Below are 19,874 nucleotides of genomic sequence, written 5' to 3' on the forward strand. Positions count from 1 at the left end.
GGCAGATGTATCGCTACACTGAATTTGACGAAAGTTTCCTGCGCGCCCGCAACGCGCAATTCCGCGCGCAAGTGGCCCGCCGCCTGTCTGGCGAATTGACCGAGGATGAGTTTAAACCTCTGCGCTTGATGAACGGGCTATATCTGCAGCTTCACGCCTATATGCTGCGCGTAGCAATCCCCTATGGCACGCTCAATTCAGCACAGATGCGCGCCTTGGCGCGGGTCGCACGGCAATGGGACAAGGGCTATGGCCATTTCACCACGCGCCAAAACATCCAATTCAATTGGCCAAAATTAGAGGATGTGCCCGATATTCTGGACGCTTTGGCCGAAGTTGGCCTTCACGCCATCCAAACTTCGGGGAACACCGTGCGCAATGTCACCGCAGACCATTTTGCAGGGGCCGCTGCAGATGAGATTGCAGACCCTCGCCCCGTGGCTGAATTGATCCGCCAATGGTCAACCGATCATCCCGAATTTCAATTCCTACCGCGCAAGTTCAAAATTGCCGTAACAGGCAGCCCCAATGACCGTGCCGTCACCGCCGCCAATGATATCGGTCTGCGCCTTGTCGCGCGTGAAGGCGAGATTGGTTATCAGGTCTTGGTCGGGGGCGGCTTGGGCCGCACGCCTATGATCGGCAAGGTTTTGGCAGAGTTTCTGCCCGAGGCGGATCTTCTGCCCTATATCGAGGCGATTGTGGCGGTTTATAACCTGATCGGGCGGCGAGATAATAAATATAAGGCCCGCATCAAGATCACCCTACACGAGACAGGCTTGGACGAAATCAAACGCCTTGTCGAAGAGGAATTCATCCCACGCCGCGCGGCATTCAAAGGGGTTGATCGACGCCTTTTGGCAGAAATTCGCGGCCATTTTGCCCCCCCTGAGTTTATCAAAGGCGACAACGGCGCCCCACCCCTAAGCCCCGCGTTGCGCGCCTTTATCGACAGCAACGTAACGGCACACCGCCATCCAGATTACGCGATTGTGACGGTTTCGATGAAATCCCATGGCGCGACACCCGGTGATGCCACCGCCGCGCAAATGGAGGTCTTGGCCGATCTTACCGAAACCTATGGGCATGACGAGTTGCGCATCAGCCACGAGCAAAACGTGATCCTGCCCCATATTCCCCGCGCAGCGCTGCCTGATCTCTATCAGCGGCTGAAGGCTGTGGGTTTGGCCACGGCCAATATCGGGAAGATCTCGGATATTATCGCCTGCCCTGGCATGGATTACTGCGCCTTGGCCACGGCGCGCTCTATTCCTATTGCGCAGGAAATCGCCACGCATTTTCGCGATATCGGCCTAGAGGAGGAAATTGGCGCGCTGAAAATCAAAATCTCAGGCTGCATCAATGCCTGCGGGCATCACCATGTGGGCCATATCGGGATTTTGGGCTTGGATCGTGCAGGGGTCGAAAATTACCAAATCACCCTTGGGGGTGATCACACCGAGGCCGCCGCAATCGGCGAGCGCGCAGGCCCCGGATTTTCTGCCGATGCGCTGATCCCTGCGCTTGAGCGTCTATTGCGCGCCTATTTGACCTTGCGCGATGGGGTGGATGAGCCCTTCATCACGACCTATCGCCGCTTAGGGCTCGGCCCCTTTAAGGCCGCGCTTTACCCGCAGGAGGGCGCGCAAGATGTTGCAGCCTAGCCCCTTTGGCACAGTTGCCGAACGGGTGGCTGTGCTGAACCGCCGCTATGACAAACATGGTGCCACAGCCGTGCTTGAGCATGCGTTGCGGGACGCAGATTGCGGGCGCGTGGCCTTGGTGTCCTCCTTTGGGGCGGAGTCTGTGGTGTTGTTGCACATGGTGTCAGTGATTGATCGCACGACACCCGTTTTGTTCATCGACACCGAAATGCTCTTTCCCGAAACCTTAACCTATCAAAACGACTTGGCAGATCATCTGGGCCTTGAAGATGTGCGCCGCATTCACGCCAGCCGCACGATGATTGCGGCAAGCGACCCGCAGGGCGATTTGCATAAAACCAACCCCGATGCCTGCTGCGCCAAGCGCAAGACCGAACCGCTTGAACACGCCTTGGCCCCGTTTGACGCGTGGATCACGGGGCGCAAACGCTTTCAGGCGCAAAGCCGCGCGGCGTTGGACTTCTTCGAGAATGAGGCCGAGATCAGGATCAAAATCAACCCACTTGCCCATTGGGCACGCGAGGATGTGCAGGACTATATCACCAATAACCGCCTGCCCCGTCATCCGCTTGTGGCGCGGGGCTATCCGTCTATTGGCTGCGCCCCCTGCACGAGCCCCGTTGCCGCAGGCGAAGACCCGCGCGCAGGCCGTTGGCGCGGGCAGGACAAAGAGGAATGCGGCATCCATTTCGTGGATGGCAAAATCATCCGCCGCAACGTGGCGTGAAAGGATATATCATGAACACCACCCCCCATATTGTGGTTACTGATCAGGGCTTTACCCCAGAGGCTGCGCGGCCCGCAGAGATGGTTGAACTCAGCGATCCCGCCGCGTTTGACGCGGCCCTCCAGACACCGAAAGGCCATAGCGCGATCTGCATTCCCTTTGGCAGCTTTTCCGATGGCCGTGGCTTTACATGGGCTAAACGCCTGCGCATGGCGGGGTTTTCGGGGCGCTTGCGCGCTGCGGGTCATGTCATTGCGGATCAATACGCCATGGCGCGGCGCGCAGGGTTTGACGAGGTGGAAATCAGCCCTGATCTGGCCCGAAGGCAACCGCAAGAGGCATGGGTGTTTCGGGCCGATTGGCGCGCGCATGATTACCAAAATCGCCTGCGCGGCGAATAGCGCCTTTCCCTGACATAAATCAAAGTTTACAACTGCGGGCATATGCTAGGGCTGTGCCCATTCCGAACCATAGGCCAAAGTGACGTGACAGACGCAACATCGACCCTCCCCAAAGCCACCCCCACCCTGCCCGATGCGCAGCGCGTGACCTTTGTGAAACATTGGACGGATCGGCTGTTTTCCTTCCGCGTAACGCGGCCTGCAAGCCTGCGCTTTCGGTCGGGCGAATTTGTTATGATCGGATTGATGGGCGATAACGGCAAACCGCTATTGCGCGCCTATTCCATTGCATCCCCCTCCTGGGATGAAGAATTGGAATTCTATTCTATCAAGGTGCAAGACGGCCCCCTGACCTCAAAGCTGCAGCATATCCAAGTGGGTGATGAAATCATCCTGCGCCCCAAACCTGTGGGAACATTGGTGCATGATGCGCTGTTGCCTGGAAAGCGGATTTGGTTCTTTGCCACGGGCACGGGCTTTGCCCCTTTCGCAAGCCTCCTGCGCGAGCCGCAAACCTATGAAGATTATGACGAGGTCATCATCACCCATACCTGCCGCGAAGTGGCCGAGTTGGATTATGGCCGCACCCTGATCGAAGAGATCAGGCAAGATGAGCTGTTGCGCGAATTAATCGGTGACGGGTTTGCGGATAAAATCCGATACTACCCCACCACCACCCGCGAACCGAGCCCCAAGATGGGCCGCATCACCGATTTGATGCGGGCAGGCACTGTGTTCGAGGATTTGGGTGTTCCGCCCCTCAGCCCCGAATGCGACCGCGCCATGGTCTGTGGCAACCTCGCCTTCAATCTTGAGATCAAAGATATGCTTGAGGGCTATGGTTTGGTAGAAGGGGCCAATTCCAACCCACAGCATTACGTTGTGGAAAAGGCCTTTCTTGACTGATTGCAGCAGCCAAGAACGTGCCCCCTTGAAAGCCTTTTGGTGGGCCTGTAGGTTAATGCATCATCACTGCAAAACCACAGAAGGACAAAACCCATAGCCCGCAGACCCCACAACGCGCCGCCCAGCCGTGACACTGGCCCGCGCGTCAACGACCGTATCCGCTGCCCCGAAGTTCGCCTGATTGGCGCAGAGGGCGAGAATATTGGGGTGGTCACCCCAGAACGCGCAATGGAATTGGCAGATGAGGCAGGATTGGATTTGGTGGAAATCTCCCCAAATGCTGAACCGCCCGTTTGTAAAATCATGGATTTCGGCAAGTTCAAATATGAACAGCAGAAACGTGAAGCCGAAGCCCGCAAAAAGCAAAAGGTGATCGAGGTCAAAGAGGTCAAAATGCGGCCTGGCACCGATGATCACGATTTCGACCGCAAGGTGCGCGATGCCATCAAATTCCTTGAAAATGGGGATAAGGTGAAGGTAACGCTGCGCTTCCGTGGCCGCGAAATGGCGCACCAACAATTGGGCCGTGAATTGCTGGAACGTGTGGCCGAAAAGATTGAAGGCGTGGGTAAGATCGAGAATATGCCCAAGCTGGAAGGTCGCCAAATGGTGATGATGATCGGCCCCGCAAAATAATCTAGACGAGGGCATGGGCCTAGGCCCATGGCACGAAAAAAGCCCCGCTTTCGCGGGGCTTTTTTTTTGGATTGTGCTGACCTCAGGCTGCCGCGACAGCGCGCGCGGTCATCACTTTGACCAAATGCGCGCGATAGGCGCCTGTGCCGTGCAGATCAGAGATCATCCCATCCGCCGAAGGGGCCGCTACGCCATCAAGCGCCGCTGCGGTGAAATCCTTGGACAGCGCGGCTTCGGCCTCCGCCCAACGGAACACGCCCTCGCCTGACGCGCCCGTGACCGCCACGCGCACACCATCTGCGAATTTCGCAACAAACACCCCAACAAGCGCAAAGCGCGAGGCGGGCTGCACGAATTTTTGATAATTCGCCTTTTGCGGCACGGGGAATTTCACCTCGGTGATGATCTCGCCTTCTTCAAGGGCCGTGGTGAACATGCCTTGAAAGAAATCATCCGCAGCGATTTCGCGGCTGTTGGTTTTCACAACGGCCCCTGAGCCTAGCACCGCAGACGGGTAGCAGGCAGACGGGTCGTTATTGGCAAGGCTGCCGCCAATTGTGCCACGGTTGCGCACGGCAGGATCCCCGATATGGCCCGCAAGATCAGACAGCGCTGGATAAGATTTAGCCACCTCGCGCGCGACCTCTGCATGGGTTGTTGCCGCGCCGATGCAAATCTGGCCTGCATCATTGGTGCAAATGCCCTTCATCTCCTGAATGCCTGTGAGGCTGACCAAGGTTTCAGGCATGGCAAGCCGCGCTTTCATCGTGGGGATGAGGGTCTGCCCCCCGCTGAGCGCCTGACCGCCTGCGCCAATGGCCGCAACCGCGTCTTTGATGGTGCTTGGGCGGGTAAAGTCGAAATTATACATATCCCGTTTCCTCTGGTTCCAAGGGGCATGGCCCCTCTTTGACGTTTATGGTGCGCGGGTCAGAGCACCAACCCGCGCGTGTTTTCTTTAGCCCTGCATTGCTTGCCAGACGCGGTGCGGTGACAGGGGCATATCAATATGCGTCACGGCATGACCGCCGCGGTTCAACGCATCGACAACCGCATTCACCACCGCAGGGGGGGAGCCGATGGCCCCCGCCTCGCCGCAGCCTTTCACGCCCAACGGGTTATGGGTGCAAGGGGTCTGACAGGAATGATCGACCTTGTAGAAGGGCAGATCATCGGCGCGTGGCATCGCATAATCCATATAGCTCGCCGACAAGATTTGCCCGTTCTCATCATAGCTGACCCCTTCAAGCAGGGCCTGACCAATCCCTTGACCGATCCCGCCATGCACTTGGCCATCCACGATCATCGGGTTTACGATGTTGCCAAAGTCATCGGCGGCAGCAAAGGCCATGATCTCGACCTTGCCCGTTTCAGGATCAACCTCCACCTCACAGGCATAGGCACCCGCAGGATAGGTGAAGTTGGACGGATCATAAAAGGCCGTCTCCTCAAGACCGGGTTCGATCTCATCCAGCGGATAGTTATGCGGCACATAGGCGGCCAAGGTCACATCGCCCCAAGCCACCGATTTATCTGTGCCTGCCACTGAGAATTGACCATCTTTCAATTCGATATCGGCCTCAGACGCCTCCATCAAATGAGCCGCTATTTTCTTGGCCTTAGCGATGATCTTTTCCGTGGCGCGCACCATGGCAGAGCCGCCCACCGCCAAAGAGCGCGAGCCATAAGTGCCCATGCCCATTGGCGTGTTGGCTGTATCGCCATGCACGATTTCAACCATGTTTTCATCAATGCCAATCATATCGGCCACAACTTGGGCAAAGGATGTCTCGTGACCCTGCCCATGGCTGTGGCTGCCTGTCATGACAACAAGCCCGCCGGTGGCATTCACGCGCACAGTGGCCGATTCATAGAGGCCCGCGCGCGCGCCTAACTGACCGACCAATTGCGAAGGCGCAATACCACACGCCTCGATATAGGAGTTGATCCCAAGACCACGCAGCTTGCCGCGCTTTTTGGCTTCGGCAGCACGGGCATCAAACCCTTTGCGGTCGATCATCTCCATCAGCTTGTCCATGGTGGCGTTATAATCGCCCGTGTCATATTGCACGGCGACAGGTGTCTGATAGGGGAATTCGGTGACGAAATTCTGTCGCCGCAATTCCACAGGATCCACGCCCAATTCACGCGCCGCTTTGTCAATCACGCGCTCAAGCTGGAAGGTGGCCTCAGGCCGCCCCGCCCCGCGATAGGCGTCCACAGGCACGGTATTGGTAAAGACCGCCTTCACATTTACATAGATCAGCGGGGTTTTGTAATTGCCCGCCATCAAGGTGCCATGCAGCCAAGTTGGAACCGAAGGCGCGAAGGTGGACAGATACGCGCCCATATTCGCATAGGTTTCAGTGCGAATGGCGGTAAAATTATTGTCCTTATCCAAGGCAAGTTCGATTTTGGTCACGTGGTCACGGCCATGCGCGTCAGACATAAACGCCTCAGAGCGCGAAGATGTCCATTTCACGGGCCGTTTAATCGCTTTGGCCGCGAAGGTGCAGAAGGCCTCTTCTGCGTAATGGAAAATCTTTGAGCCAAACCCACCCCCCACATCAGGGGCAATCACGCGCAGCTTATGTTCAGGGATGCCAAGCACGAATGCGCCCATCAAAAGGCGGATCACATGGGGGTTTTGCGAGGTGGTATAGAGGGTCGATTCATCGGTGCCCTTATTATAATCACCAACCGCAACGCGCGGCTCCATTGCATTGGGGGCAAGGCGTTGGTTCACAAGTTCCAGCGTAGTGACATGCGCCGCGTTCTTGATCGCCTCATCCACCGCTGCGCGGTTGTCTTCGACAAAGCCCCAATCATAGCAAAGATTGTCGGCCAGATCGTCATGCACTTTCGGCGCGCCCGCAGCGACCGCCTTTTTCATGTCGATGACGGCAGGCAATTCTTCGATATCAACCTCGATGGCCTCAGCCGCATCGCGCGCGGCAGCCTGGCTTTCGGCCACAACGGCGGCAATCGGGTCACCCACATGGCGCACTTTCCCTTGGGCAAGGATTGGGTGCGCGGGCTCCTTCATTGGGTTGCCCTCGCGGTCGGTCACCTGCCAGCCGCAGGGGATGGTGCCCACCCCTTCAAAATCTGCGCCGGTAAAGATCCGCACCACGCCCGGCATTGCAGAAGCCGCTTTGGTGTCGATGGATTTAATCCGACCATGCGCCACATCCGAGCGCAGGAAATAGACATAAGCCTGTCCATTGAGATTGATATCATCGGTGTAGCGACCGCCACCCGTCAGAAATCTAAGGTCTTCGCGCCGCTTTGACGCGGCCCCGATGCCACTATCTTTTGGCATGGTCATTCCTCCCTTGGGTTCTGTCACGCCCACCTGACGCTGAGGCAGGCCAGTTTGTTCTGATTACCTACCCTCGGGCCTCCTCTGCCCGAAGGGGTGGCGTTTATTCTGCAGCCATCGCCGCGACATCTTGGCCCGAGGCCGCAAGGATCGCTTTGACGATGTTATGATAGCCCGTGCAGCGGCAGATATTGCCTTCAAGATAGGCGCGCACTTCGCCTTCGGTGGGCTTTGGGTTTTCTTTCAGCAAGGCAGCTGCCGTCATCACCATACCAGGTGTGCAGAACCCGCATTGCAGGCCATGATGCTCTTTGAAGGCGGCTTGGATCACGGAAAGCGAGCCATCAGGATTGGCCATGCCTTCGATAGTGGTCACCTCTGCGCCCGCGACATCCATCGCCAGAACCGAGCATGATTTCATAGATTTGCCGTCCACATGCACGGTGCAAGCCCCGCATTGGCTTGTATCACAGCCCACATGGGTGCCTGTCAGACCAAGTTTTTCGCGCAGCACCTCAACAAGAAGTGTGCGGCCTTCAACCTCGGCTGACATTTCCTTTCCATTTACTGATAGTTTGACCGTCGTCATTCGATCCTCCCTGAACGATTGCTGTTATCCAAACATGGATTTTGCCAATGGCAAAACAAAAAAATGCATTCGCGCCAATTTGCCCCCTCAAACCCGCGTGAGGGGGCTATCGTCTGCGCCCATCACGGGGCTGTGGCCGCGTGGGAATTTCCTTTAACAAGCCCCCAACCCCCATCGCGCCAATTTCTTCGGCGCTTGGCGGATGGCCACAGATGACCCGCTCCAACACCCAATCTGCCCCATTCAAGGCGGGACTGCGCGCGCAGCCGGGCAAGCCTATGACAGGGATGTCTGCCAATGCGCCCAAAACCAAAAGATTGCCTGGATCAACGGGCATTCCAAACCGCGTCACCTGCCCCCCCGCGCCCCGCAACGCAGCAGGCATCACATCATCAATGTCAGATGTGGCCGAGGCGGTGAGGATTAAGATCAGGCTTGTCTTTGCCTGCGCAATCTCACCCTCAAGTGCGGCTTTGTCATGCGGGCAGATGCGGGTGTCTTTGAGGTCAACCTGCAACGCAGCGAGACGCGCCTCAACCGCAGCGATAGATTTCGCCTCAAGCGCGGCCGCCTTTTGCCCCTCATGGCTCGTGAGGATCAGGGTGGCCGAAGAGATCTGTGGCGCGATATGGGCCAGTGCCCCACCACGGGCCGCCTCTTCCGCGGCTAAGAGCGCGGCCTCTGGCACGGCGTAAGGAATGATCTTGATTGTGGCGACCATCATCCCCTTTGAGACACGCTGCCATGGCGGCAGGGTGGCAACCGTGATGCGTGGGTCAATCGCATTCACCGCCGCGATTTTTGCGGCATCTACCGAGACAATGCCCGCGCCGCGACTGCGCAGATTGACCCGCCCTGTAAAGGCAGCTTCAATCTCAAGGCCTGCATCGGCCCCACATAATGCATGCGCCAATCGCGCGGCGGCGGTGTTTTCATCGACATCGCCCGTCTCCATCGCGGCCACTGTCACCTCGGCCACGCCCGCAGCCCGCAGCGCCGCGATATGATCTGCCCCAAGGCGCGTGCCCTTCCGGATCAGCCCCCCTTCAACGGGCACGGAATGGGCCAAGATCGCGCCCATCCCTTCGGTTATCGGACGCGGCCCAAACCTCATGATTTGCGCAACCTTTCAGTGATTTGCGCCATGATCGAAATTGCAATCTCTGCAGGGCCCATCGCCCCAATATTCAGACCAACAGGGGCATGGATGCGTGCAATAGCCTCGGCACCAAAGCCTGCCTCGGTCAGGCGATCCACCCGTTTTGCATGGGTGCGCGTTGAGCCCAAACAGCCCAGATAAAACACATCGGCCCGCAGCGCGGCCATAATTGCGGGATCATCAAGCTTGGGATCATGGGTCAAGGTTACAACGGCCGTGCGAGCATCAAGCCCGATTTCATCCAAGGCCTCATCGGGCCAAGCATCGAGCAGTCGCACCGCCTCAAAGCGGGCGGTCGAGCCAAAGGCGGGGCGCGGATCAACTAGCGTCACATCATACCCTGCCATTTGCGCCATTGGGATCAGGCTTTGCGCGATATGCACCGCCCCCACAACAACCATGCGCAACGGCGGGTTGTGGATTGCAATATAGCGCAAGCCCTCCGCATCAAGGCCTGACTTATCCTTGGCGAAGGCCTCGCTCAGATCGGGCGCTTCTGCGCGTTCCACGACCTGCGGCGGGGCTTCGCCCGTGACATCGCTGATCAAAGCCACCGCTTGGCGGGCCGCACGGGCCGCAACGAGATCACGCAAGATGGCCTCGGGCAAGGCCCCGCCAATGGGCTGAAGCAGAATTTTGATCCGCCCCCCACAGGCTAAGCCCACAGCAAAGGCTGCATCATCAGAAACCCCAAATTCCAACAGCTTGGGCGCGGCGGCGTGGGTGGCAAGCATATCCTGCGCTTCAAGAACCACAGCCCCTTCGACACAGCCCCCCGATACGGAGCCTTGCATCTCGCCATCGCCTGCAACCACCAATTGGCTGCCCACACGGCGCGGCGCGCTGCCCCATGTCTCCACCACAGAGGCCAAGACAGCACCGCGACCCGCGCGATGCCATTCAAGCGCCAATTCGGGCATATTTTCCATCATGACCCCTCCCTTTCAACCTCAGCTTGCCGCATCGGATAGCATCCGCGCAAGCCGTGCTTTTTCGTTGAAATCCCCGCGCGCATTCAGCGCCTCGGCCAAGCCCTGCAATGCTGCGATATTGTGCCCAGCGCGGAACATATCAACATGGGGCAAAATGGCACGAATACCTGCGGCCTTTGGCGCAAACCCCTCCCAACGCAAAAGCGGGTTAATCCAGATCAACCGCTTAGATGACAGGCTAAGACGCTGCATCGCGCTCGATAACAGTTCGGGATCATCCCGATCCAGACCATCGGTGATCAAAAGAACAATCGCGCCTTGCCCCATGACACGGCGCGACCAATCGCGGTTAAAGCGGTCGATGCAATACCCAATGCGCGTGCCGCCTTCCCAATCTTGCGCCTCCGCCCCCGCAGCGGCCAGTGCCGCATCCACATCGCGCCCGCGCAAGTGGCGGGTGATATTGGTGATCCGCGTTCCAAAGGTGAACCCATAGACCTTTGACCACCCCGCACCTTTCGCGTTTGAGAGCGCGTGCAGAAAATGCAAAACCGCACGACTGTAGGCTGACATCGACCCAGAGATATCGCAGAGACAAATCAAGGCAGGCATCCTTTCGCGCCGCGCCTTGCGCGCGAAGCCTTGCATCTCGCCACCATGGCGCATGGCTTGGCGCAGGCTTCTGCGCCAATCGGGCTTGGGGCCATTGGCATCTGCCGCATAGCGGCGGGTCAGGAGCGGTGGCACAGGCAGGCTCAACCGCGCCAAAATACGCCGCGCCTCGGCCATTTCAGCCACGGACATTTGTTCAAAATCAAGGCTGCGCAAGCGTTCTTCACGGCTCATCGTCAGGCTTGCGTCAATTTCGATTTCCGTGTCCTGCGGGCGATCCTCGCCTTTTATATCGGGGGCCTCAGGCGTGATCCCGTCCAGCAAACTTTCTGCCGCGCGTTTTTCGGCAGGTTTGGCTTGGCGTTCCTCCGCCACGCCGCGAATAGCGGGCAGCATCAAGGACATCATATGTTCCATATAACGCGGATCCCGCCAATAGAGGCGGAAGATCTGCGCAAAAATTGGCAAATGCTCGGGGCGCGTGCAAAAACAGGCACGCAAAGCATAGAAAAACGTATCCCGATCCGTAAAACCGACACTGGCCAAGGCGCGCGCCGCATCCATCACACGCCCTGACCCCGCAGGCAGACCCGCCACGCGCAAGGCGCGCGCAAAATGCGCAAGGTTGCGCAAAAGCTGCGGATTGTCGGGCAGATCAAGCGGGGCGTATTCCATAGCGCCCTAGCCCAAATCGGCGCGGATTTCGTCCAAGATACGCTTGGCCTCAGACCCTTGCAGCCGCGCGATGTCGTCTTGATATTTCAAAATCGCGCCAAGCGTATCTGCAATCACCTCAGGCGATAATTCGATCACATCAAGCGCAAGCAGACATTTCGCCCAGTCAATCGTTTCTGCGACACCTGGCTTTTTGAATAGATCTTCGCTGCGCAGGCGCTGCACGAAGGCCACAACCTCGCGCGAGAGTGTCTCTGCCGCCTGCGGCACACGGGCGTGCAAAATCTCCATCTCGCGGGTGATGTCGGGATAGTCGACCCAATGATACAGGCACCGCCTTTTGAGCGCATCATGCACCTCGCGGGTGCGGTTTGATGTCAAGATGACGATGGGCGCCTCTGGGGCTTTGATCTGGCCAAGCTCGGGGATTGTGACCTGAAAATCTGACAGCGCCTCAAGGAGGAACGCCTCAAAAGGTTCATCTGTTCGGTCAATCTCATCAATCAACAAAACAGGCGCCCCTGCGGGATCAGGGCGCATGGCCTGCAACAAAGGCCGTTCGATCAAATAATCTTGCGAGAACAAGTCAGCGGTCAGGCTTGCGCGATCTGCGCCGCCCGCAGCCTCGCTTGCGCGGATGGCGACCATCTGCGCGGCAAAATTCCATTCATAGACGGCAGAGGCCGCATCAAGCCCCTCATAGCATTGCAAGCGGATCAGGCGGCGGCCCAACATCGCGGCAATAGATTTGGCAATCTCCGTTTTCCCCGTGCCTGCCTCGCCTTCTAGAAACAAAGGCCGCCCAAGGCTGAGGGCAAGATAGGCAACCGTGCCCAATGATTTGCCGCAGATATAGCCTTCGGCGCTTAACCCTGCGCGCAATGCGTCAATGGATGGGGGAATTGCCGTTTGGTTTGGTGTCCCGCTCATGCTGCCTCCCTCAATGTGTTGCCCCTATCAAGGCGAGAGAATAGCGCGCGGTCAAGCCCGTGCAAATTCCCTTTGTTCCGTCCTTCTCAGCTGCTAGGATCGCAACAGGGTTACGACAAAAAAGGAGCGGCAGCGGGCGCGAAAGTGGCCCCCTTGCAACGCATATTTCATGAATGAATTGATCCCAAGCACTGGCCAACCTCACCCGGGCGAGGGCCAGACTGCAAATGCAGCACAAGTCTGGCGCGCGAAAATGGCTCAGCTTGGCAAGGATTATGGCAGTTTTGCACAGCTTGGGCGCAAGCATTTCGCGCTCTTCGTTGAAAGTGGTATGGATTTGGTTGTGACCTTCGACAACGCGGCGCGATTGGCGGCGATGGGGGCAAAAGGCCTGCCCTTGGGTACAGAATTGGCACAGCAACATGGGTTTTCCACCCTGACATTTATGTCCGCAGGGCAAACATGGTTCCGCGATGCTGATCTTTTTGCCTATATCGACACATTGGTGGATGAGGGTTTTTTTGACAGTTTCAAACGCGTTGTCTTTTGCGGCCTCGGGCCTGTTGGCGGATATGCGGCCGCGGCCTTGTCGATTGCAGCGCCACAGCCCGAGTTGATCCTGACCTCCCCCGTGGCCAGCCTTGCGCCCAAAGATGCGCCGTTTGAGACGCGGTTTTCACGGGCCAAGCGGTTGGATTTTTCGACCCGATTTGGCTTTGCCCCCGAGATGAGTGCGTATGCCAAAGCGCTCTACCTGATTTTTGACCCTGCAACCACGATGTCCGCCGCTCATGCCGCGCTTTATCGTGGCGCGCATGTGACGAAAATATCTTTGCCCCGCCACAGCCCGCTGATCGAACGATTGGCGATGGCCGATGGCGGGTTGGGGGATCTTGTTTTGGCCCTTAAGGCCGACAATCCCACCGCCCGCTTGCGCCAAATTTTTCGAGGTCGCGCCCGCGCGGATGAAACCTATTTGGTCAATCTCGCGGCACAGGCCAAGGCGCGCAATCACCCAAAATTGGCCGCACGGGCCGCAGGCTATACGCCCACCAGATAGCGCGCTTACCCCTTGGCAAGGCTGCGGGAATTCTGTAGCGCAAAGGACATGACACACAGCCTGACCCTTCGCCGCCCCGATGATTGGCATTTGCACCTGCGCGATGGTGCAATGCTGCGCGCCGTATTGCCCGAAACCGCGCGCCATTTCGGTCGTGCTATCATCATGCCGAACCTCGTGCCGCCCGTGGTCACGGGGGACGATGCCCGCGCCTATTGCGACCGTATTTTGGCGGCCCTGCCCGAAGGCATGACCTTCACCCCATTGATGACATTATATCTCACCGAAGGCACGGATCCCAACGATCTGGCCGCCGCCCATGCGGCGGGGCTGATCACGGCGGTGAAGCTTTACCCTGCAGGGGCGACCACAAATTCCGCCTCAGGCGTGCGCGATATCGCCAATGTGCGCGCCGTTTTGGAAAAGATGGCGGAGATTGGCCTGCCTTTGTGCATCCATGGCGAGGTCACGCGCCATGATGTCGATATTTTCGACCGCGAAAAAGTGTTTCTAGACACGGTTCTTGACCCGCTGCGCCGTGACATTCCTGAACTCAAAGTGACGCTTGAACATGTCACCACCAGCGATGGGATCGACTATGTGCGCGAGGCAAGCGGCGATATTGCGGCCACCCTCACAACGCATCACCTGATGATCAACCGCAATCATATCTTGGTGGGCGGGATCAAGCCGCATTACTACTGCCTGCCCGTGGCCAAACGCGCGACCCATCAAGAGGCGCTGCGCAAAGCCGCCATTTCGGGAAATCCGCGCTTTTTCCTTGGCACGGACAGCGCCCCCCATACCGACCCCAATAAAGAAAGCGCCTGTGGCTGTGCGGGATGTTTCACCGCAACCAACACCATGGCCTGCCTCGCCCATGTATTCGAGGAAGAAGGCGCGCTTGATAAGCTTGAGGGCTTCGCCTCGCTGTTTGGCCCAGCGCGCTATGGTCTGGCCCCGAATGACACTATGATCACCTTGGTCAAGGAAGACACCCCTGTGACCTATCCCGCGAAAATCGAGACAGAAGATGGGCCTGTCACTGTCTTTGACCCAGGCCATCCGCTGTTTTGGCGGGTTCTCGACCAATAAAGGAGCCATGCCATGATCCCGACAAGCTATCCTGATCAGGCGCAGATTGCGAAAATGTCAGCACGGATGTTGCTGGATATTGGCGCGGTGCATTTCAACGCGGACGAGCCCTACACCCATGCCTCGGGCAAACGTGCGCCCACCTATATTGACTGTCGGCGGATTATTTCCTTCCCGCGCGTGCGCGCCACTTTGATGGATTTCCTGACCTGCAAAGTCATGCGCAATGCGGGGCTTGAGGCCTTTAACAATATCGCAGGCGGCGAGACGGCAGGCATTCCCTTTGCCGCCTTCGTGGCCGAGCGTATGGCCCTCCCCATGAGCTATGTGCGCAAAAAGCCCAAAGGGTATGGCAAAAACGCCCGTATCGAGGGCGCAATGGATGCGGGTGACCGCGTGCTATTGGTGGAAGATTTGACCACCGATGGTGGCTCGAAGCTAAGCTTTGTCGATGCAATCCGCGAGACAGGCGCAAGCTGTGCGCACACGGCGGTTGTATTCTATTACGGCATTTTCGAGGACACGATCCCGCGGTTGCGGGAGCACGGGGTTGAATTGCATTGGCTATGCACTTGGGCCGATGTGATTGCCGAGGCACGCGCAGGCAACGACTTTGACGCGAACACGCTTGAGCAGGTCGAACATTTCCTGCGCGACCCCGAAGGGTGGCGCGCCGCGCGGGGATTCGCCTAAGCCCCAAGGCACAGGCCCAAAAACGGCCCAGACTTAACGCGACCGCATTTGCCCGATCCATCAAGCAAAGCAGAGGCCCGAAAAAAATTCCTACCGCCTTGCCCTATGTGGTAGGGTTTGCAAAGGGGGCACCCATATCTTGCGGTGATTGTCGGGGATCAACATATCCACAGGATATCCAGATTGACGCTGCGTCATACGCAGCATACCGCAGATAGGGTGTGATTTGTCGGGGGAGTAATCATGAGCGAGATCGCCAATCTCAATGCCAAAGCATTGCGCAAGTCAGGCGATGGTGATCCCGACACGGACGCAACCGCCCTCTCCCCTCTGCCGCATAACATCGAAGCCGAACAGCAATTATTGGGCGCGATTTTGGCGTCAAATGACGTCATTGATCGCCTGCAAGACCTGATTGAACCTGCGCATTTCTATGACCCCGTGCATGGCGCGATTTTCGAGGTTGCGCGGGCGCGCATCCTCAAGGGGCAGCAAACAGACGCGACAACCCTCAAAAACTTTATGGCCGAACACGAAGGTCTGCGCGCCCTTGGGGGGGCCGAATACCTGTTGAAATTGCAGCTTTCGGCCATCGCTACATCGGCCGCGCGCGATTACGCCCAGCTGATCCATGATCTGGCTGTGCGCCGCAATCTGATTGATTTGGGCAAATCCATTTCAGATCGCGCGCAATCGATGCGCGAAGATGTCTCGCCCGATGAGCAGATCGTGCAGGCCGAATCCGATTTGTTCCAACTCGCCTCAACGGGCAGCACATCCCGCGGGTTTCAATCATTCTTGCGCGCGCTGCATGATGCGGTGGAAATGGCCAATGCAGCCTATAATCGGTCGGGCGGTTTGGCGGGGCTTTCCACGGGCTTGGCTGATCTGGATAAGATGTTGGGCGGTTTGCACCATTCTGACCTTTTGATCCTTGCGGGGCGCCCCTCGATGGGGAAAACCTCGCTTGCCACCAATATCGCCTTTAACGTGGCGCGTGCCTTTAAGCGGGGTCTTAAGGATGATGGCACAGAGGGCACAATTGATGGCGGTGTGGTGGGTTTTTTCAGCCTAGAGATGTCTGCTGCGCAATTGGCGCAGCGGGTTCTGTCAGAGGCGGCCGAGGTGCCATCGGAACTGATCCGCAAAGGCGATTTGAACGAGCAAGAATTCCAACGCTATCTGATCGCGGCGCAGGATTTGCAGAATTGCCCGCTATATATTGACGACACCCCCGCACTGCCGATTGCTCAAGTTGCCGCCCGCGCGCGCCGCCTCAAGCGCAGCCCGCAGGGGTTGGATTTGTTGATCATCGACTATTTGCAACTGTTGCGGGGCAATGGCCGCAACGAAAACCGCGTGAACGAAATTTCGGAAATCACCCAAGGGCTCAAGGCGATTGCGAAGGAATTGGATATCCCTGTGATCGCGCTGTCGCAGCTGTCCCGCCAGGTCGAAAACCGCGATGATAAGCGCCCCCAATTGTCAGACCTTCGGGAATCTGGATCAATCGAGCAAGATGCCGATGTGGTGATGTTCGTCTATCGCGGCGAATATTACAAAGAGCGCGAAAAACCAGGCGAAGAAAATCTCGAGGCCATGGCAAAATGGCAGCAGGACATGGACGCGCTTCATGGCAAGGCCGAGGTGATCATCGGCAAGCAGCGTCACGGGCCGGTTGGCACGGTTGAGCTAAGCTTTGAGGGGCGCTTCACCAAATTTGGCAATCTCGTCAAACCATGGCAGCAAGGCGCGGACGGGTTCAACTAAGGCGCGCATTCGTGCCATGATCTGTTGGAATTTCGGGCAAAACCCGCCTTGCCCCTTGACGGGTTCCGATGAAAACGGGACAGAAGGCGCATGGCATCTGGAAAGCTTCATATTGATCTGGGCGCGATTGTCGCCAATTGGCACGCCCTTGACGGCCTGACCAACGCGAAAACGGCCGCGGTGGTGAAGGCAGACAGCTATGGCTTGGGTGCAGGGCGCGTGGCGCCTGCCTTGGCCCGCGCAGGCGCTGACACATTTTTTGTGGCAATTGCCGAAGAAGGCGCGGCACTGCGTGCCGCCCTCACGGAGGCGGGTTTCCCGCACGCCCGCATTTTCGTCTTTTCGGGTCATATGGCGGGTGATGGCGCGCTGTTGCGAGATCACAATTTGATCCCCCTTTTGAATTCCGCCGCTCAATTCCGCCGCCACCGCGATGCGGGCGACCTGCCCTATGGGATTCAGCTGGATACAGGCATGAACCGCCTCGGCATGGAGGCGGCTGATTGGGCCGCCTTGCGCGATGAGGCCGAGCGCGGGCCCTGCCAGTTGATCATGAGCCATCTGGCCTGCGCTGATGAGCCTGATCACCCAGAAAATCCCGCGCAATTGGCAAATTTTCGCGTCATGACCGATGGCACGCATCACCCCCGTTCGCTCTCTGCCACGGGTGGCGTTCTTTTGGGCGAGGCTTATCATTTTGATCTCACCCGCCCTGGAATCGGGCTTTATGGCGGGCTGCCCTTTGCGGATGCGATCCCCGTGGTGCGTCTCTCCCTGCCTGTCATCCAAGTGCGGCAAGTCGAGTTGGGCGAGTTTGTGGGCTATGGCGCGGGCTACCGCCCCAACAGCCCCCGCCAGATCGCAACCGTGGCCGCAGGATATGCCGATGGGTTGATCCGCGCGATGACGGGCAAAGCCGCAGTCTATGCAGGTGACACGCCCTGCCCCCTTGCGGGGCGCGTGTCGATGGATTTGATGGGGGTGGATGTCAGCGGGCTTGGGTCAGATGTGCCAGATCACCTAGACATTCTCTGCCCCGCACAAGGCGTGGATCAACTGGCGGATCATGCGGGCACGATCGGCTATGAAATCCTCACCTCGCTTGGCGCGCGCTATCAGCGTCACTATCAAGGGGGTTAGGGATGGCTGCACTTATTCTTGCACCGCTTGCCACGATTGGCCGCTCGGTTATGGGGCTGTTGGCGGGTGTGGGGCGCGTCAGCATCTATGCAGGCGCGACTATCTCGCACCTGTTTCGCCCGCCATTTTACCCGCGCGAGTTCCTGATCCAACTGATGCAAATTGGGTTTTTATCCCTGCCCGTGGTCGGCCTGACCGCCCTGTTTACGGGCGGGGCCTTGGCGCTGCAAATCTATTCGGGGGGCGCGCGATTTAATGCCGAGGCGGTTGTGCCCTCGATTGTGGCCATTGGCATGGTGCGCGAACTTGGGCCTGTTTTGGGGGGCCTCATGGTTGCGGGCCGCGTGGCGGCTGCGATTGCCGCCGAGATTGGCACGATGAAAGTGACCGAACAGATTGATGCATTGGTCACGCTTTCGACCAACCCGCTCAAATATCTGACCCTACCAAGGGTCTTGGCCGCAACCCTGTCTTTGCCCCTTTTGGTGGCGGTTGGGGACAGTATCGGGATTTTCGGCGGCTATTTGGTCGGCACAACGCGGCTTGGGTTCAACGCGGCCAATTACATTCAGAACACCGTTGATTTTCTCGAAGCTTGGGATGTCATCTCGGGCATGATCAAGGGGGCGGTGTTTGGCTTTATTGTGGCCATGATGGGTTGCTATCACGGGATGAATTCAGGCAAAGGGGCCGCGGGTGTGGGCCGCGCCACAACCAATGCGGTGGTCTCGGCCTCTATCCTTATTTTGGCGTCAAACTACATTCTGACAGAGGTGTTTTTCAGCGCATGATTACCCTGTCCGATGTCCATAAATCCTTTGGCCCCAAGCAGGTCTTGCGCGGCGTGAACCTTGAGGTTCCCAAAGGCGAAAGCATGGTCATTATTGGCGGCTCTGGCACAGGCAAATCGGTTTTGCTGAAATCGGTTTTGGGTCTTGTGCGCCATGACAGTGGGATGATCCTGCTTGACGGCGAGGATGTCACCCGCGCCGCGCGTGACCCGTTTTTGGCCCGCTTTGGGATGCTGTTCCAAGGTGCGGCTCTGTTTGACAGTCTGCCCGTATGGCAGAACGTGGCCTTTCGTCTGATGCGCGGCCATCTTAAGCGGCCAAAATCAGAGGCGCGCGAGATCGCGATTGAAAAATTGCGCCGTGTGGGGCTGAAGCCCGATGTCGCTGACCTTTACCCGTCTGAATTGTCAGGGGGCATGCAAAAGCGCGTAGGCCTCGCCCGCGCCATTGCAGCGGAGCCTGAAATTATCTTTTTTGACGAGCCAACCACAGGGCTTGATCCGATCATGTCGGGCGTGATCAATGATTTAATCCGCGAAATCGTGGTTGAGATGGGCGCAACCGCCATGACCATCACCCATGATATGTCCTCGGTGCGCGCGATTGCCGATAAAATCGCCATGCTGCATGACGGGGTGATCCAATGGACTGGCCCCGTTGCGGATATGGACAGCGCCGATGACCCCTATTTGCGCCAGTTTATCACTGGCTCCGCCGATGGCCCGATTGAGGCGGTGCGCTAAGGCGCAGCATACTCTGGCCAAAGCGCGCG

At 58.0% G+C, this 19,874-nt stretch carries 19 protein-coding genes; 12 read left to right on the forward strand and 7 right to left on the reverse strand.

Going from position 1 to position 19,874, the window contains the following annotated elements; translation table 11 throughout:
- Window positions 1-5: 5 nt before the first annotated feature.
- From AAC620_RS03915 to infC, 5 genes are all read left to right on the forward strand, one after another.
- On the forward strand, window positions 6-1,664 hold the full coding sequence (locus AAC620_RS03915; RefSeq protein WP_340242888.1) for a nitrite/sulfite reductase: 1,659 nt from the start codon (window positions 6-8) through the stop codon (window positions 1,662-1,664).
- On the forward strand, window positions 1,651-2,391 hold the full coding sequence (locus AAC620_RS03920) for a phosphoadenylyl-sulfate reductase (RefSeq protein WP_340242889.1): 741 nt from the start codon (window positions 1,651-1,653) through the stop codon (window positions 2,389-2,391). The genes AAC620_RS03915 and AAC620_RS03920 overlap by 14 nt, the downstream gene beginning before the upstream one ends.
- Before the next feature lie 11 nt (window positions 2,392-2,402).
- Window positions 2,403-2,792, forward strand: a complete 390-nt coding sequence (locus AAC620_RS03925; RefSeq protein WP_340242890.1) for a DUF934 domain-containing protein — start codon at window positions 2,403-2,405, stop codon at window positions 2,790-2,792.
- Between the two features lie 42 nt (window positions 2,793-2,834).
- Window positions 2,835-3,698 (forward strand): ferredoxin--NADP reductase, encoded by an 864-nt coding sequence (locus tag AAC620_RS03930; RefSeq protein ID WP_340242891.1) that lies wholly within the window; start codon window positions 2,835-2,837, stop codon window positions 3,696-3,698.
- 93 nt (window positions 3,699-3,791) lie between these two features.
- On the forward strand, window positions 3,792-4,334 hold the full coding sequence (gene infC / locus AAC620_RS03935) for a translation initiation factor IF-3 (RefSeq protein WP_411567085.1): 543 nt from the start codon (window positions 3,792-3,794) through the stop codon (window positions 4,332-4,334).
- A gap of 82 nt (window positions 4,335-4,416) precedes the next feature.
- On the opposite strand, the gene AAC620_RS03940 is transcribed toward infC, so the two are convergent.
- The 7 genes from AAC620_RS03940 to AAC620_RS03970 form a co-directional block, all read right to left on the reverse strand.
- On the reverse strand, window positions 4,417-5,205 hold the full coding sequence (locus tag AAC620_RS03940) for an FAD binding domain-containing protein (protein WP_340242892.1): 789 nt from the start codon (window positions 5,203-5,205) through the stop codon (window positions 4,417-4,419).
- A gap of 87 nt (window positions 5,206-5,292) precedes the next feature.
- Window positions 5,293-7,656, reverse strand: coding sequence for a xanthine dehydrogenase family protein molybdopterin-binding subunit (locus AAC620_RS03945; protein ID WP_340242893.1), 2,364 nt, complete (start codon window positions 7,654-7,656; stop codon window positions 5,293-5,295).
- Window positions 7,657-7,759: 103 nt separating this feature from the next.
- Window positions 7,760-8,245 carry a (2Fe-2S)-binding protein gene (locus AAC620_RS03950; protein ID WP_317654378.1) on the reverse strand — a complete coding sequence of 162 codons (486 nt, stop codon included), beginning with the start codon at window positions 8,243-8,245 and terminating at the stop codon, window positions 7,760-7,762.
- Between the two features lie 106 nt (window positions 8,246-8,351).
- A complete protein-coding gene (locus AAC620_RS03955; protein WP_340242894.1) occupies window positions 8,352-9,359 on the reverse strand; it encodes a molybdopterin-binding protein in 1,008 nt (335 codons plus the stop codon).
- Window positions 9,356-10,333: an XdhC family protein gene (locus AAC620_RS03960; protein ID WP_340243607.1), complete on the reverse strand. Its 978-nt coding sequence runs from the start codon at window positions 10,331-10,333 to the stop codon at window positions 9,356-9,358. Before AAC620_RS03960 ends, AAC620_RS03955 begins: the two co-directional genes overlap by 4 nt.
- A 21-nt stretch (window positions 10,334-10,354) precedes the next feature.
- The gene (locus AAC620_RS03965) at window positions 10,355-11,623 is read right to left on the reverse strand and encodes a vWA domain-containing protein (protein ID WP_340242895.1); all 1,269 of its coding nucleotides are present in this window, start codon (window positions 11,621-11,623) and stop codon (window positions 10,355-10,357) included.
- A 6-nt stretch (window positions 11,624-11,629) separates the two neighbouring features.
- Window positions 11,630-12,553: an AAA family ATPase gene (locus AAC620_RS03970; protein ID WP_340242896.1), complete on the reverse strand. Its 924-nt coding sequence runs from the start codon at window positions 12,551-12,553 to the stop codon at window positions 11,630-11,632.
- Window positions 12,554-12,722: 169 nt separating this feature from the next.
- Between AAC620_RS03970 and AAC620_RS03975 the strand changes: the two genes are divergently transcribed.
- From AAC620_RS03975 to AAC620_RS04005, 7 genes are all read left to right on the forward strand, one after another.
- The gene (locus AAC620_RS03975) at window positions 12,723-13,613 is read left to right on the forward strand and encodes a hypothetical protein (protein WP_340242897.1); all 891 of its coding nucleotides are present in this window, start codon (window positions 12,723-12,725) and stop codon (window positions 13,611-13,613) included.
- Between the two features lie 48 nt (window positions 13,614-13,661).
- Window positions 13,662-14,708, forward strand: a complete 1,047-nt coding sequence (pyrC, locus tag AAC620_RS03980) for a dihydroorotase (protein ID WP_340242898.1) — start codon at window positions 13,662-13,664, stop codon at window positions 14,706-14,708.
- A 12-nt stretch (window positions 14,709-14,720) separates the two neighbouring features.
- Window positions 14,721-15,401: an orotate phosphoribosyltransferase gene (locus tag AAC620_RS03985; RefSeq protein ID WP_340242899.1), complete on the forward strand. Its 681-nt coding sequence runs from the start codon at window positions 14,721-14,723 to the stop codon at window positions 15,399-15,401.
- A 243-nt stretch (window positions 15,402-15,644) separates the two neighbouring features.
- Window positions 15,645-17,171, forward strand: coding sequence for a replicative DNA helicase (locus tag AAC620_RS03990; RefSeq protein ID WP_340242900.1), 1,527 nt, complete (start codon window positions 15,645-15,647; stop codon window positions 17,169-17,171).
- Window positions 17,172-17,261: 90 nt separating this feature from the next.
- Complete coding sequence (gene alr / locus AAC620_RS03995) at window positions 17,262-18,311, forward strand: alanine racemase (RefSeq protein WP_340242901.1); 1,050 nt, start codon at window positions 17,262-17,264, stop codon at window positions 18,309-18,311.
- A 2-nt stretch (window positions 18,312-18,313) separates the two neighbouring features.
- Window positions 18,314-19,102: an MlaE family ABC transporter permease gene (locus AAC620_RS04000; RefSeq protein ID WP_340242902.1), complete on the forward strand. Its 789-nt coding sequence runs from the start codon at window positions 18,314-18,316 to the stop codon at window positions 19,100-19,102.
- Entirely contained in the window at window positions 19,099-19,845 is a 747-nt protein-coding gene (locus AAC620_RS04005; RefSeq protein ID WP_317654368.1) for an ABC transporter ATP-binding protein, read from the forward strand. The genes AAC620_RS04000 and AAC620_RS04005 overlap by 4 nt, the downstream gene beginning before the upstream one ends.
- Window positions 19,846-19,874 lie beyond the last annotated feature (29 nt).

This window comes from Roseobacter sp. HKCCA2468, from assembly GCF_037805105.1.
In the GTDB taxonomy this organism is placed as follows: Bacteria; Pseudomonadota; Alphaproteobacteria; order Rhodobacterales; family Rhodobacteraceae; genus M30B80.

Excerpts from the sequence above, each read along its gene's own strand:
- AAC620_RS03915 (WP_340242888.1), top strand. The coding sequence starts at position 6 with ATGTATCGCTACACTGAATTTGACGAAAGTTTCCTGCGCGCCCGCAAC.
- AAC620_RS03920 (WP_340242889.1), top strand. The coding sequence starts at position 1,651 with ATGTTGCAGCCTAGCCCCTTTGGCACAGTTGCCGAACGGGTGGCTGTG.
- AAC620_RS03925 (WP_340242890.1), top strand. The coding sequence starts at position 2,403 with ATGAACACCACCCCCCATATTGTGGTTACTGATCAGGGCTTTACCCCA.
- AAC620_RS03930 (WP_340242891.1), top strand. The coding sequence starts at position 2,835 with ATGCTAGGGCTGTGCCCATTCCGAACCATAGGCCAAAGTGACGTGACA.
- AAC620_RS03940 (WP_340242892.1), bottom strand. The coding sequence starts at position 5,205 with ATGTATAATTTCGACTTTACCCGCCCAAGCACCATCAAAGACGCGGTT.
- AAC620_RS03945 (WP_340242893.1), bottom strand. The coding sequence starts at position 7,656 with ATGCCAAAAGATAGTGGCATCGGGGCCGCGTCAAAGCGGCGCGAAGAC.
- AAC620_RS03950 (WP_317654378.1), bottom strand. The coding sequence starts at position 8,245 with ATGACGACGGTCAAACTATCAGTAAATGGAAAGGAAATGTCAGCCGAG.
- AAC620_RS03955 (WP_340242894.1), bottom strand. The coding sequence starts at position 9,359 with ATGAGGTTTGGGCCGCGTCCGATAACCGAAGGGATGGGCGCGATCTTG.
- AAC620_RS03960 (WP_340243607.1), bottom strand. The coding sequence starts at position 10,333 with ATGGAAAATATGCCCGAATTGGCGCTTGAATGGCATCGCGCGGGTCGC.
- AAC620_RS03965 (WP_340242895.1), bottom strand. The coding sequence starts at position 11,623 with ATGGAATACGCCCCGCTTGATCTGCCCGACAATCCGCAGCTTTTGCGC.
- AAC620_RS03970 (WP_340242896.1), bottom strand. The coding sequence starts at position 12,553 with ATGAGCGGGACACCAAACCAAACGGCAATTCCCCCATCCATTGACGCA.
- AAC620_RS03975 (WP_340242897.1), top strand. The coding sequence starts at position 12,723 with ATGAATGAATTGATCCCAAGCACTGGCCAACCTCACCCGGGCGAGGGC.
- pyrC (WP_340242898.1), top strand. The coding sequence starts at position 13,662 with ATGACACACAGCCTGACCCTTCGCCGCCCCGATGATTGGCATTTGCAC.
- AAC620_RS03985 (WP_340242899.1), top strand. The coding sequence starts at position 14,721 with ATGATCCCGACAAGCTATCCTGATCAGGCGCAGATTGCGAAAATGTCA.
- AAC620_RS03990 (WP_340242900.1), top strand. The coding sequence starts at position 15,645 with ATGAGCGAGATCGCCAATCTCAATGCCAAAGCATTGCGCAAGTCAGGC.
- alr (WP_340242901.1), top strand. The coding sequence starts at position 17,262 with ATGGCATCTGGAAAGCTTCATATTGATCTGGGCGCGATTGTCGCCAAT.
- AAC620_RS04000 (WP_340242902.1), top strand. The coding sequence starts at position 18,314 with ATGGCTGCACTTATTCTTGCACCGCTTGCCACGATTGGCCGCTCGGTT.
- AAC620_RS04005 (WP_317654368.1), top strand. The coding sequence starts at position 19,099 with ATGATTACCCTGTCCGATGTCCATAAATCCTTTGGCCCCAAGCAGGTC.